At 71.5% G+C, this 12,945-nt stretch carries 11 protein-coding genes; 10 read left to right on the plus strand and 1 reads right to left on the minus strand.

The annotated features are described in order from the left end of the window. Window positions 1–3 precede the first annotated feature (3 nt). The 8 genes from murG to ACGFZP_RS02380 all read left to right on the plus strand — a co-directional run bounded on the left by murG (window position 4) and on the right by ACGFZP_RS02380 (window position 7,717). Window positions 4–1,110 carry an undecaprenyldiphospho-muramoylpentapeptide beta-N-acetylglucosaminyltransferase gene (gene murG, locus ACGFZP_RS02345; protein WP_387940460.1) on the plus strand — a complete coding sequence of 369 codons (1,107 nt, stop codon included), beginning with the start codon at window positions 4–6 and terminating at the stop codon, window positions 1,108–1,110. Next, entirely contained in the window at window positions 1,103–1,915 is an 813-nt protein-coding gene (locus ACGFZP_RS02350) for a cell division protein FtsQ/DivIB (RefSeq protein ID WP_392927708.1), read from the plus strand. Before murG ends, ACGFZP_RS02350 begins: the two co-directional genes overlap by 8 nt. A 364-nt stretch (window positions 1,916–2,279) precedes the next feature. Then, complete coding sequence (gene ftsZ / locus ACGFZP_RS02355; protein WP_392927710.1) at window positions 2,280–3,509, plus strand: cell division protein FtsZ; 1,230 nt, start codon at window positions 2,280–2,282, stop codon at window positions 3,507–3,509. A 3-nt stretch (window positions 3,510–3,512) separates the two neighbouring features. Beyond that, on the plus strand, window positions 3,513–4,247 hold the full coding sequence (pgeF, locus tag ACGFZP_RS02360) for a peptidoglycan editing factor PgeF (RefSeq protein WP_392927712.1): 735 nt from the start codon (window positions 3,513–3,515) through the stop codon (window positions 4,245–4,247). Then, window positions 4,244–5,032, plus strand: a complete 789-nt coding sequence (locus ACGFZP_RS02365; protein ID WP_392927714.1) for a YggS family pyridoxal phosphate-dependent enzyme — start codon at window positions 4,244–4,246, stop codon at window positions 5,030–5,032. Before pgeF ends, ACGFZP_RS02365 begins: the two co-directional genes overlap by 4 nt. Window positions 5,033–5,333: 301 nt before the next feature. Then, complete coding sequence (locus ACGFZP_RS02370) at window positions 5,334–5,936, plus strand: cell division protein SepF (RefSeq protein WP_392927716.1); 603 nt, start codon at window positions 5,334–5,336, stop codon at window positions 5,934–5,936. A 93-nt stretch (window positions 5,937–6,029) separates the two neighbouring features. Further along, a complete protein-coding gene (locus ACGFZP_RS02375; RefSeq protein ID WP_148645520.1) occupies window positions 6,030–6,311 on the plus strand; it encodes a YggT family protein in 282 nt (93 codons plus the stop codon). A gap of 59 nt (window positions 6,312–6,370) precedes the next feature. Further along, window positions 6,371–7,717: a DivIVA domain-containing protein gene (locus ACGFZP_RS02380; RefSeq protein WP_392927718.1), complete on the plus strand. Its 1,347-nt coding sequence runs from the start codon at window positions 6,371–6,373 to the stop codon at window positions 7,715–7,717. 199 nt (window positions 7,718–7,916) lie between these two features. On the opposite strand, the gene ileS is transcribed toward ACGFZP_RS02380, so the two are convergent. Continuing rightward, window positions 7,917–11,045 (minus strand): isoleucine--tRNA ligase, encoded by a 3,129-nt coding sequence (ileS, locus tag ACGFZP_RS02385; RefSeq protein WP_392927720.1) that lies wholly within the window; start codon window positions 11,043–11,045, stop codon window positions 7,917–7,919. 586 nt (window positions 11,046–11,631) lie between these two features. Between ileS and ACGFZP_RS02390 the strand changes: the two genes are divergently transcribed. Beyond that, entirely contained in the window at window positions 11,632–12,138 is a 507-nt protein-coding gene (locus ACGFZP_RS02390) for a TraR/DksA family transcriptional regulator (protein ID WP_392927722.1), read from the plus strand. A 208-nt stretch (window positions 12,139–12,346) separates the two neighbouring features. Then, a complete protein-coding gene (lspA, locus tag ACGFZP_RS02395) occupies window positions 12,347–12,898 on the plus strand; it encodes a signal peptidase II (RefSeq protein ID WP_392927724.1) in 552 nt (183 codons plus the stop codon). Window positions 12,899–12,945: the final 47 nt, after the last annotated feature.

Genomic DNA, 12,945 nt, shown 5'->3' on the forward strand with positions numbered 1-12,945 from the left:
TCGGTGCATGTCGTACTCGCCGGCGGGGGGACCGCCGGTCACATCGAGCCGGCCCTCGCCCTCGCGGACGCCCTCCGCAGGCACGACCCGTCCATCGGGATCACCGCCCTGGGCACCGAGCGCGGCCTGGAGACCCGGCTGGTACCCGAGCGCGGCTACCAGCTGGAACTGATCCCGGCCGTTCCGCTGCCCCGCAAGCCCACCCCCGAGCTGATCACCGTTCCGGGCCGGCTGCGCGGGACGGTCCGGGCCGCCCAGGAGATCATCGAGCGGGTCAAGGCGGACGCGGTGGTCGGCTTCGGCGGCTATGTCGCGATGCCCGCCTACCTGGCCGCCAAGCGGGCCGGTGTGCCGATCGTGGTGCACGAGGCCAACGCCCGGCCCGGTCTGGCCAACAAGATCGGCGCCAGGTACAGCGACTTCGTCGCGGTCTCCACGCCGGACAGCAAGCTGCGGGACTCCCGCTACATCGGCATCCCGCTGCGCCGGACCATCGCCACCCTGGACCGCAACGCGGCCCGCCCGGAGGCCCGCCACTACTTCGGCCTCGACCAGCGGCTGCCCACCCTGCTGGTCTCCGGCGGCTCGCAGGGCGCACGCAGGCTCAACGAGACCGTCACCGCCATCGCGCCGCGGCTCCAGCAGTACGGCGTGCAGATCCTGCACGCGGTCGGCCCGAAGAACGAGCTGCCGCAGGTCGACGACATCCCCGGGATGCCGCCGTACCGCGCGGTGCCGTACGTGGACCGGATGGACCTCGCGTACGCGGCGGCCGACCTGATGCTCTGCCGGGCCGGCGCCATGACGGTGGCCGAGCTCGCGGCGGTCGGCCTGCCCGCCGCCTTCGTGCCGCTGCCGATCGGCAACGGCGAGCAGCGGCTGAACGCCCAGCCGATGGTCAAGGCCGGCGGCGGCCTGCTGGTCGACGACGCCGAGCTGACCCCGGACTGGGTGCTGCAGAACGTGCTGCCGGTGCTCACCGACCCGCAGCGGCTCTGGGACATGAGCCGCGCCGCCGCCGAGTTCGGCCGCCGGGACGCCGACGAGCTGCTGGTCGGGATGGTGTACGAGGCGATCGAGGCTGCGCGGGGCGGCCGCCGTCGTGGCTGACGGTCGCCTCGCCGACCCGCCTCCGGCCCGACGGGCCGGAGGCGGACACCCCCGGGACGAGGTGGAGTTCGAGGCCGAGGAGTACGCTCCCCGGCTTCGGCTCTCCCGGCGGGGCGTCCTGGTGCTGGGCGCGCTCGGCGCCGCGGTGCTGGGCGTGCTGACCTGGGTGCTGTTCCTCTCCTCGGTGCTGGACGTGCGCAGCGTCGCGGTGCAGGGCGTCCAGGACGACCGGCTGACGGCCGACCAGGTCCGCGCCGCGATCGGCGGGGTCGGCTCCGGCCCGCTGGCCCGGGTGGACCTGGAGGACGCCAGACGGCGGGTCGAGGCGATCCCCCGGGTGGCCTCGGCCGAGGTCTGGCGCGGCTGGCCGCACACCCTGCGGGTGAAGATCACCCAGCGGAAGGCGGTGGCCGCCGTCAAGGGGGAGGACGGCCGGTTCACCCAGGTCGACGCGGTCGGCGTGAGCTTCGCCACCGAGTCGGCCGCCCCCGAGGGGGTGCCGGTGGTGGAACTGCAACTCAGTCAGCAGGCGAAGGACGTCGAGGCGGTGATCACCCGTCCGCAGCTGGTGCAGGGCGCGGTGATGGTGGCCGCGCGACTTCCGGCCGAAGTGGCGCAGCGGGCCGGGGCGGTGCTGGTGCACTCCTACGACGACATTCAGCTGCAGCTCAACGGGGGTGCGACGGTGCGCTGGGGCAGCCCGGAACAGAGCGATCGCAAGGCCCGGGTCCTGGTGGCGCTGCTGCATCAGAAGGGTACGAACTTCGATGTGAGCACTCCGGACGCGCCGGCGGTGTCGGGATGATCCGGTAGGTTCTCTGTCTGGGGGAGGGGTTGACGCCTTTGGGTGTCGGCCCGAACCTAGGTGGTCACCCCGGTTTCATTAGCCGGTTGATGATCACATAGGCTCAAAAGAAAAAGGGAAGCTCGGCGTGTTCGTTGAAACACGAGCCCGGCGCGACCTAGTGTCCTGTGTCACCAGACTGTGTTCTCTGGCGATGTGACGGAGGCACAGCACTAACCCTAAAGGTCAAGTTTAGGGTTGGGGTCGGCGGTCGGCATTTCGGACATTCAGTCAGAAACCAGGCTCCCTACCCATCGACATCCGTCGGCACGGCATCCCACAGGCGCCGAGCCGACCCGGAAATTCGAGGCGAGAGGCCTTCGACGTGGCAGCACCGCAGAACTACCTCGCAGTCATCAAGGTCGTCGGTATCGGCGGCGGTGGTGTCAACGCCATCAACCGGATGATCGAGGTCGGTCTCAAGGGCGTCGAGTTCATCGCGATCAACACCGATGCGCAGGCCCTCCTGATGAGCGACGCCGACGTCAAGCTCGATGTGGGCCGTGAACTCACCCGGGGCCTGGGCGCCGGCGCCAACCCCGAGGTCGGCCGGAAGGCCGCCGAGGACCACCGCGAGGAGATCGAGGAGGTCCTCAAGGGGGCCGACATGGTCTTCGTGACCGCGGGCGAGGGCGGCGGCACCGGCACCGGCGGCGCGCCCGTCGTGGCCAACATCGCCCGCTCGCTCGGCGCCCTGACCATCGGCGTGGTCACCCGCCCCTTCACCTTCGAGGGCCGCCGTCGCGCCAACCAGGCCGAGGACGGTATCGCCGGCCTGCGCGAAGAGGTCGACACCCTCATCGTGATCCCCAACGACCGGCTGCTGTCCATCTCGGACCGCCAGGTCAGCGTGCTGGACGCGTTCCGCTCCGCCGACCAGGTGCTGCTCTCGGGTGTCCAGGGCATCACCGACCTGATCACCACCCCCGGTCTGATCAACCTGGACTTCGCCGACGTCAAGTCCGTCATGTCGGACGCCGGTTCGGCGCTGATGGGCATCGGCTCCGCCCGGGGTGAGGACCGTGCCAAGGCGGCCGCCGTGATGGCGATCTCCTCGCCGCTGCTGGAGGCGTCCATCGACGGCGCCCGCGGTGTGCTGCTCTCCATCTCCGGTGGCTCCGACCTCGGCCTGTTCGAGATCAACGAGTCGGCCCAGCTGGTCAGCGAGGCCGCCCACCCCGAGGCCAACATCATCTTCGGCGCGGTCATCGACGACGCGCTCGGCGACGAGGTCCGGGTCACCGTGATCGCGGCCGGCTTCGACGGCGGGCAGCCGCCCGCGATCGTCCGCGACCCGGTGGTCAAGGCCACCCCGGCGACGCCCCCGGCGGGTACGCCGAGCGCCGCGCCCGAGCGCCCGGCCGGTCGGCCGCCGTACGGGAACATCGGTTCGGTGACGTCCCGCTCGGACCACGACGGTTCGGCCGGCTCCCGGCAGGCCGAGGCTCCGGCCACCGCGACCGCGGCCCCGGTGCCGCCGCAGGTGCAGCCGGCCCGCCAGCCGTTCGTGGAGAGCCCCGCCGAGGAGCTCGACGTCCCGGACTTCTTGAAGTAGTCCGTGGTGGAACACGCAGTACGCAACGGTGCTCACTTCGCCTTCACCGACCGGTGGGGCGGGGTGAGCACTTCGCCGTACGGGGAGTTGAACCTCGGCGGCGCGGTGGGGGACGACCCGCAGGCCGTCCGGGAGAACCGGGCGATCGCGGCCCGCTCGCTCGGGCTCGACCCGGCGGACGTGGTCTGGATGAACCAGGTGCACGGCGCGGAGGTCGCGGTGGTGACCGGGCGCCAGCCCCAGGGGCAGGCCCCGACCGTGGACGCGGTGGTCACCGACCGGCCGCTGGCGCTGGCGGTGCTGACCGCCGACTGCACCCCGGTCCTGCTGGCCGACCCGGTGGCGGGCGTGGTGGGCGCGGCCCACGCGGGCCGGCCCGGGCTGGCGGCGGGCGTGGTGCCCGCGGTGGTCCGGGCGATGGTGGAGCTGGGCGCCGAGCCCGGGCGGATCACCGCCGCCACCGGCCCCGCGGTCTGCGGCCGTTGCTACGAGGTGCCGGCCGCGCTGCGGGCCGAGGTGGCCGAGGCGGTGCCGGCCGCGTACGCCGAGACCTCCTGGGGGACCCCGGCCCTGGACGTGGCGGAGGGAGTGGCGGCGCAGCTGGCCGCTGCGGGCGTCACCGAGTTGGTGCGATCATCTGTCTGCACCCTCGAATCCGCCGATCACTACTCCTACCGTCGCGAGCAGCGGACGGGTCGGCTCGCGAGCTACGTCTGGTTGGGCTCTGAACTCTCATGACGAACGACATCTACGGACCGTTCCCGGGCAGCGCCGAGTTCTCGGCGGCCCTGACGGAGGGCCAGCGGGCCCGGTACGAGGAACTCGGGTCCAACCTCGAGGTCGTCGAGCGCCGGATCGCCGACGCCTGTGCGGCCGCGGGGCGGGCGCGGGACGAGGTCAGGCTGGTCGTGGTGACCAAGACCTACCCGGCCGAGGACTCCGCGCTGCTGGCCGGGCTGGGCGTCACCGATGTCGCGGAGAACCGCGACCAGGACGCCGGGCCCAAGGCGGAGCAGTGCAGAAACCTTCCGCTGGACTGGCACTTCGTCGGCCAGCTGCAGACCAACAAGGTCCGCTCGGTGGTCCGGTACGCGAACCACGTGCACTCGGTGGACCGCGCCCGCCTGGTCGGCTCGCTCTCCGCCGCGGTGCTCAAGTCGGAGCGTCCGGAGCTGGGCTGCCTGGTGCAGGTGGCGCTGGACAAGGAGAGCGGCGAGGGCGAGGGCCGGGCCGGGGTCGCACCAGAGGACGTCGCGGCGCTGGCCGACGCGATCGCCGACGCGCCCGGGCTGCGGCTGGACGGTGTGATGACCGTCGCCCCGCTCGCCGGGCCGCTGGCCGGCGACCCGGCCCGCGCCTTCGAGCGGCTGGCGGAAATCGCAACCGCCGTACGCACGGCCCATCCTGCTGCCACGATGGTTTCCGCAGGAATGAGTGGTGACCTGGAGCAGGCGATTGCCGCCGGGGCGACACATGTGCGCGTCGGAACGGCGGTACTCGGAGTGCGGTCACCCCTCAGGTAACGTCACCGGGTAGTAGATCAGACTGCAGGACAAAATAGGACAGAAACTAGCAGCTTTCCAGAGCGCTAGCGAACCGTGGATCGCAGCTCCGCGGCACCCACCCACGATCTCTGACCGGCCGTCGGCCTGACGGTCCGTCGCGGGCGGGCCGCGGGTATCCGCAGACGGGGCCGGACGGCCCGGTCGTCGGGACGGAGTCGATCCACCACGGAGCAGGCGGAGCGAGCGACCATCGACGGCGCGCGTTCGCGAAGCGACCACCGAGCGCAGCGAGGTGGGCATGAGCGGAGGAGACAGGAGCATGGCCGGCGCAATGCGCAAGATGGCGGTCTACCTCGGCCTCGTGGAGGACGAGACGTACGACGGCCAGGGGTACGACCCCGACGACGACTACGACGCGGACCCCGAGCCGATTCGCACGGGGCGGACGGAGGACATCCCCCGCCCGGCGTCGCCGGCGCCCGCCCCGGTCTCCTCGATCACGCCGCAGCCGGTGCCGGCCGCGGTACCGATCCGGCAGGAGCCCCCGAGGATGGCCCCAGTGTCGTCCATCACACCCGAACGCCGCCACAACCTGGAGAAGAGCGCCCCGGTGATCATGCCCAAGGTAGTGAACGAACGAGAGCCCTACCGCATCACCACGCTGCACCCCCGGACCTACAACGAGGCCCGTACGATCGGGGAACAGTTCCGTGGCGGCACCCCTGTGATCATGAATTTGACCGAGATGGACGACACCGATGCGAAGCGGCTCGTAGACTTCGCCGCTGGACTCGTCTTCGGTCTGCACGGCAGTATCGAGCGCGTGACGCAGAAGGTGTTCCTGCTGTCTCCTGCTAACGTCGATGTCACGGCGGAGGACAAGGCTCGGATCGCCGAGGGTGGGTTCTTCAACCAGAGCTGACCCGGCCACGACTTTACGTGTGGATCTGATCGACAGTGAGTTAACGACAGGCGACAGGCCGAATGGCCCGAGTACAGGGGAGAGGGAAGCGCGATGGGGATCGTGTGGGCGGTGCTCTACTACGCGCTGACCGTCTTCCTGGTGTTCCTGCTTGTGCGGCTGGTGATGGACTGGGTCTTCCAGTTCGCGCGTTCGTGGCGGCCCGGCAAGGCCATGGTCCTGGTCCTGGAGGCCACGTACACTGTCACGGATCCGCCGCTCAAGCTTCTTCGGCGGTTCATCCCGCCGTTGCGTCTCGGGGGCGTGGCGCTCGACCTGTCCTTCTTCGTACTGATGATCATTGTGTATGTCCTGATCTCGCTTGTGCGGCCCTAGTCGTAGGTGAGCGATGCGACAGGATGCCGGTGTGCCGACGATCACGTTGAGGTGAAGAGATGCCATTGACCCCCGAGGACGTTCGGAACAAGCAGTTCACGACCGTCCGCCTGCGCGAAGGCTATGACGAGGACGAGGTCGATGCCTTCCTCGACGAGGTCGAGGCGGAGCTGACCCGCCTTCTCCGCGAGAACGAGGACCTGCGCGCCAAGCTGGCCGCCGCGACCCGTGCCGCCGCGCAGAACCAGGCCAACATGCGCAAGGAGCCGCCGCAGGACTCGCGTCCCGGCGCCCCCGTGCCGGCCGCCATATCCGGCCCGCCGGTCCCCGGGCAGCAGGGCCCCGGCCCGCAGCAGATGGGTGGCCCCGGCGGTCCGCAGCAGATGGGCGGCCCGCAGCAGCAGCAGCAGATGGGCAACCAGCCGCTCGGCCTGCCGTCCGGCGCGCCGCAGCTCCCGTCCGGGCAGGGCGGCCCGATGGGCGGCCCGCAGCAGCAGATGAACCAGACCATGGGCGGCCAGCAGCAGCTGGTCCAGCCGATGGGCGGTCAGATGCTCCAGCCGATGGGCGGCCCGATGGGCCAGCAGGGTCCCGGCCAGGGCAACCCCATGGGCCAGGGCATGGGCCAGGGCATGGGCCAGCAGCAGATGCAGCAGATGGGCGGCCCGATGGGCGGCCAGCAGCAGATGGGCGGCCCGATGGGCGGCCCGATGCAGCAGCAGGGCCCCGGTGGCGACAGTGCCGCCCGCGTCCTGGCGCTCGCCCAGCAGACCGCCGACCAGGCGATCTCCGAGGCCCGTTCCGAGGCCAACAAGATCGTCGGCGAGGCGCGCAGCCGAGCCGAGGGCCTGGAGCGCGACGCCCGTGCCAAGGCCGACGCCCTGGAGCGGGACGCGCAGGAGAAGCACCGCGTCGCGATGGGCTCCCTGGAGTCCGCCCGGGCCACGCTGGAGCGCAAGGTCGAGGACCTGCGGGCGTTCGAGCGTGAGTACCGGACGCGCCTGAAGTCCTACCTGGAGACCCAGCTGCGCCAGCTGGAGTCGCAGGCGGACGACTCGCTCGCCCCGCCGCGCATCCCGGCCACCGCCTCGCTGCCGCCGGCCGCGTCGTCGATGGCTCCGGCCGGTGCGTCCGCGATGAGCAGCGGTGCCCCGAGCTTCGGTGGCAACCAGCCGTCCTTCGGTGGCAACCAGCCGTCGTTCGGCGGGCAGAGCTCCTTCGGTGGCAACAACGGTGCGCCGAGCTTCGGCGGGCAGTCCTCCGGTGGCAACTCCGGTGCGCCGCAGATGGCCCCGGCCGGGATGACCCAGCCGATGGCCGCCGTCCGCCCGCAGCCGCCGCAGCCGATGCAGCAGGCGCCGGCGCCGATGCGCGGGTTCCTGATCGACGAGGACGGCGACAACTGAGGTTGTAGCCGGGCACTTCGAGGGCGCCCCCGTCTGACCTTCCGGGTCATGGCGGGGGCGCCCTCGTCGGTGTGTCCGGGTTCGGCCGGATCGGGGGCGGTCGGGCCGGGGGCGGTTCCCCAGGGGCGGGCCGGCGCTCGGGCCGGGTACGGCGAAGCCGCCGCCACCCGGGGGTGACGGCGGCTTCGGGGCTTTCCGGTCAGGCCTTGCGGAGCTGGAAGGCGAGGCCGAGGGCCTCGTCGGAGAAGGTCTCCGACTCCCAGTCGGCGGCGCCGGCCGCGAAGTCGGTGGCCAGCACCTCCTCGGCGACCAGCGGGCCGTGCTCGGCGATCGCCTCGGCGGTCTCCTCGTTGGCGGCCCGCCAGCGCAGCACAATCCGGTCGGAGACGTCCAGGCCGGAGTTCTTCCGGGCCTCCTGGATCTGGCGGATGGCGTCGCGGGCGACGCCCAGGCGCTTGAGCTCCGGGGTGATGTGCAGGTCGAGCGCGACGGTGGCGCCGGACTCGTTGGCGACCGCCCAGCCCTCGCGCGGGGTCTCGGTGATGACGACCTCGTCCGGGCCCAGCTCGATCCGCTCGCCGTTCAGCTCCACGCCGGTGGTGCCGGTCGAGCGCAGCTCGGCGGCGAGCCGGGCGGCGTCGGCGGCGGCGACCACCTTGGCCACGTCCTGCACGCCCTTGCCGAAGCGCTTGCCCAGCGCGCGGAAGTTGGCCTTGGCGGTGGTGTCGACCAGCGAGCCGCCGACCTCCGCCAGCGACTCCAGGGCGGAGACGTTGAGCTCCTCGGCGATCTGCGCGCGCAGGTCCGCGGGCAGCTCCTCCCAGCCCTGGGCGGCGATCAGCGCCCGGGAGAGCGGCTGGCGGGTCTTCACCCCGGACTCGGCGCGGGTGGCCCGGCCGAGCTCGACCAGCCGGCGCACCAGCGCCATGTGGCGCGAGAGGTCGGTGTCGATCAGGGTCTCGTCCGCCTGCGGCCAGGTGGCCAGGTGGACCGAGGCCGGGGCGTCCGGGGTGACCGGGACGACGAGGTCCTGCCAGACCCGCTCAGTGATGAACGGGGTGAGCGGGGCCATCAGCCGGGTGACCGTCTCCAGGGCCTCGTGCAGGGTGGCGAGCGCGGCCGCGTCGCCCTGCCAGAAGCGGCGGCGGCCGCGGCGGACGTACCAGTTGGAGAGGTCGTCGACGAAGGCGGAGAGCAGCTTGCCGGCCCGCTGGGTGTCGTAGGCCTCCAGTGCCGCGTCGGTCTCCCGGACCAGGGTGTTCAGCTCCGAGAGCACCCAGCGGTCCAGCTGCGGGCGGTCGGCCGGGGCCGGGTCGCCCGGGGAGGGGGCCCAGCCGGAGGTCCGGGCGTACAGGGCCTGGAAGGCGACGGTGTTCCAGTAGGTGAGGAGGGTCTTGCGGACCACCTCCTGGATGGTGCCGTGGCCGACCCGGCGGGCCGACCAGGGCGAGCCGCCGGCCGCCATGAACCAGCGGACGGCGTCGGCGCCGTGCTGGTCCATCAGCGGGATCGGCTGCAGGATGTTGCCCAGGTGCTTGGACATCTTGCGGCCGTCCTCGGCCAGGATGTGGCCCAGGCAGACGACGTTCTCGTAGCTGTTCTTGTCGAACACCAGGGTGCCGACGGCCATCAGCGTGTAGAACCAGCCGCGGGTCTGGTCGATCGCCTCGGAGATGAACTGCGCCGGGTAGCGCTTCTCGAACAGCTCCTTGTTCTGGTACGGGTAGCCGTACTGGGCGAAGGGCATCGAGCCCGAGTCGTACCAGGCGTCGATCACCTCGGGCACGCGGGTGGCGGTACCGGAGCACTCGCGGCAGTCGAAGGTGACGTCGTCGATGAACGGGCGGTGCGGGTCGAGGCCGCTCTGGTCGGTGCCGGTGAGCTCGGAGAGCTCGGCCAGCGAGCCGACGCAGGCCAGGTGGCCCTCCTCGCAGCGCCAGATCGGCAGCGGGGTGCCCCAGTAGCGGTTGCGGCTCAGCGCCCAGTCGATGTTGTTGTTCAGCCAGTCGCCGAAGCGGCCGTGCTTGACCGTCTCCGGGTACCAGTTGGTGGCCTCGTTCTCGCGGATCAGCGCGTCCTTGACGGCGGTGGTCCGGATGTACCAGGACGGCTGCGCGTAGTAGAGCAGCGCGGTGTGGCAGCGCCAGCAGTGCGGGTAGCTGTGCTCGTACGGCAGGTGGCGGAAGAGCAGGCCGCGCTCCTGGAGGTCCGCGACCAGCGCCTCGTCGGCCTTCTTGAAGAACTGGCCGCCGACCAGCGGGACGGCCGGATCGAAGGTGCCGTCGGCGAGCACCGGGTTGACCACGGGCAGGCCGTAGCGGCGGCAGGTCGCGAGGTCGTCCGCGCCGAAGGCGGGGGACTGGTGGACGATGCCGGTGCCGTCCTCGGTGGTGACGTAGTCGGCGTTGAGGACGTAGTGCGCGTTCTCGATCTCGACCAGGTCGAACGGGCGCCGGTAGGCCCAGCGCTCCATCTCGGCGCCGGTGAAGGACTGGCCGGTGGCCTCCCAGCCCTCGCCGAGGGCCTTGGCCAGCAGCGGCTCGGCGACGACCAGCCGCTCGTTGCCGTCGGTGGCCACCACGTAGACGACCTCGGGGTGGACGGCGGCAGCGGTGTTGGAGACCAGGGTCCAGGGGGTGGTCGTCCAGACCAGCAGCGCGGCCTCGCCGGCCAGCGGGCCGCCGGTCAGCGGGAAGCGGACGAAGACCGAGGGGTCGACGACGGTCTCGTAGCCCTGGGCCAGCTCGTGGTCGGACAGGCCGGTGCCGCAGCGCGGGCACCAGGGGGCGACCCGGTGGTCCTGGACCAGCAGGCCCTTGTCGAAGATCTGCTTGAGCGACCACCAGACGGACTGCACATAGGACGGGTCCATGGTGCGGTACGCCTCGTCGAGGTCGACCCAGTACCCCATGCGGGTGGTCAGCTCGGTGAAGGCGTCGGTGTGGCGGGTCACCGACTCGCGGCACCTGGCGTTGAACTCGGCGATGCCGTACGCCTCGATGTCCTGCTTGCCGGAGAAGCCGAGCTCCTTCTCGACGGCCAGCTCGACCGGGAGGCCGTGGCAGTCCCAGCCGGCCTTGCGGGCGACGTGGTAGCCCTTCATGGTCCGGTAGCGCGGGAAGACGTCCTTGAAGACGCGGGCCTCGATGTGGTGGGCGCCGGGCATGCCGTTGGCGGTCGGCGGGCCCTCGTAGAAGACCCACTCGGGGCGGCCCTCGGACTGCTCCAGGCTGCGCTGGAAGACCTTGTTGTCCTGCCAGAAGGAGAGGATCTGGTGCTCCAGCACAGGCAGATCGACCTGTGCGGGGACGGAGTTGTAGGTGGTCATCGCGGTTGTCATACCTCCGGCGGATGTGGACGGGATCCGACGGAGGGACGAGACGGCATGCCGCCCCGCGGTACCACCCTCCTTGGCCGCAGTACTGCTCGCGGCCCTCTTGTTTGGGCTTGCTGCCGGGTCTAGTAGGCCGGTGGCCGTTCTTCCGGCGGCTCCGGGGTGATCTTCCCGCCGCGCACGCCCCCGGGCTCACACCGTCCCCGGGTCTCTGCTGGCTGCGTGCGTCGGTACTCGTCCCATCTGCGCCTTGCAGGCCCAGTGTATCGGCCGCGGCAAGTCGGTTTGCCCGGCGCGCAGGGGTGCGGTTAGCCGGGGGTGTTCTGGGCACAACTCAGGTCAGCGCGCGGGGCGGGGCGGCTGTGACGGCTGCCTGGGTGGGATCATTGTGAGGCGCCGGTATGTCAGGTTGTGACCGGTTTTGATGGGGATTATCGTTCCGGCACTGGAAGCCGCCGGGAACCGGCGGCTCGATTCGTTCGTAGATGGGGTCGAAGCCATGGCTGAGAAGGCAACCGGCGCGGGCACCGCCACCAAGCGGGCACGCAAGGCCGTGGCAGGCGATCCAGGGGAGGGGACCGTGACCACTACCGCACGGCACAAGACCAGCACCGACAGCGCCCGGGTGGCGGCGAGCCGGGTCCGGACACCGGTGGTGACCGGGGCCCGCGGCGGCGCCGAGTCGGTGGACCCGGCCGAGCTGCCGGTCCGCCCGGGCGAGGACCCGTGGACCTCCGAGGAGGTGCACGAGCTGCACGCCGAGCTGATCAGCGAGCTGGACCGGCTGCAGAACGAGATCGACGCCTCCGAGGCGGCCATCTCCGGGCTGATGCGCGACTCCAACGACGGAGCCGGCGACGACCAGGTGGACGCCGGTACGAAGAACATCTCGCGGGAGAGCGAGCTGGCGCTGGCCAACAACGCCCGGGACAGCCTCGCCCAGACCGAGCGCGCGCTGACCCGGCTGGAGGGTGTCGGCTTCGGCACCTGCGAATCCTGCGGCCAGGCCATCGGCAAGGCGCGGATGCAGGCCTTCCCCCGGGCGACGCTCTGCGTCCAGTGCAAGGCCAAGCAGGAACGCCGCTGACCGGGGCGACGCGGGGGGTCGGGCTTGCCGTACGCTCGACCCCGTAACGTCGCCCGACTCGTCGCGATCGACGATCGTCGGCCCACACTCCCCCACCCTTCGACCGGGGGGACCCCCATCGGCAGCGGAGCGGATCATCAGTACGCAAGGTTCCCCTCAGACGCGGGACGAGTCCGTCCCGACCCCCGCCGACGTTGTCGAGGAGGCCGTGGCCGAGCCCGATGAGGCGGTCGCCGCGACCGGGGAGGCGGCGGCGCCGAAGGGCCGCCGCCGGATCGGCGTGCTGCTGGTCGTCGCCCTGCTCGCCTACCTGATCGACCTCGGCAGCAAGCTGCTGGTGGTCGCCCGGCTGGAGAACCACGCGCCGATCAAGGTCATCGGCGATGTGATGACCTTCCAGGTGATCCGCAACTCCGGCGCGGCCTTCGGCATGGGCCAGGCGCTGACCGTGGTGTTCACGATGATCGCGTCGGCCGTCATCGTCGTGATCTGGCGGATCGCCCGCAAGCTGTACAGCCTGCCCTGGGCGATCGCGCTCGGCCTGCTGCTCGGCGGGGCGCTCGGCAACCTCACCGACCGGCTGTTCCGCGCCCCGGGCGTCTTCCGGGGCCACGTGGTGGACTTCATCTCCGTCCAGCACTTCGCCGTCTTCAACCTGGCCGACTCGGCGATCGTCTGCGGCGGCATCCTCGTGGTGCTGCTCTCCTTCCGGGGCAGCAACCCGGACGGGACCGTCCACCAGCCGGCCAAGGGCGAGTAGCGGCCGTCCCCGGGGCCGGCCGCCGCCGGGCGTCGGGGGCGGGCCCC

Source organism: Kitasatospora sp. NPDC048239, assembly GCF_043202015.1.
Taxonomy (GTDB): Bacteria; Actinomycetota; Actinomycetes; order Streptomycetales; family Streptomycetaceae; genus Kitasatospora.

What these genes read in the sequence shown, in the direction of transcription:
- ACGFZP_RS02365 (WP_392927714.1), top strand. Translation starts at nt 4,244, where the DNA reads ATGACGAACGACATCTACGGACCGTTCCCGGGCAGCGCCGAGTTCTCG.
- ACGFZP_RS02370 (WP_392927716.1), top strand. Translation starts at nt 5,334, where the DNA reads ATGGCCGGCGCAATGCGCAAGATGGCGGTCTACCTCGGCCTCGTGGAG.
- ACGFZP_RS02375 (WP_148645520.1), top strand. Translation starts at nt 6,030, where the DNA reads ATGGGGATCGTGTGGGCGGTGCTCTACTACGCGCTGACCGTCTTCCTG.
- ACGFZP_RS02380 (WP_392927718.1), top strand. Translation starts at nt 6,371, where the DNA reads ATGCCATTGACCCCCGAGGACGTTCGGAACAAGCAGTTCACGACCGTC.
- ileS (WP_392927720.1), bottom strand. Translation starts at nt 11,045, where the DNA reads ATGACCACCTACAACTCCGTCCCCGCACAGGTCGATCTGCCTGTGCTG.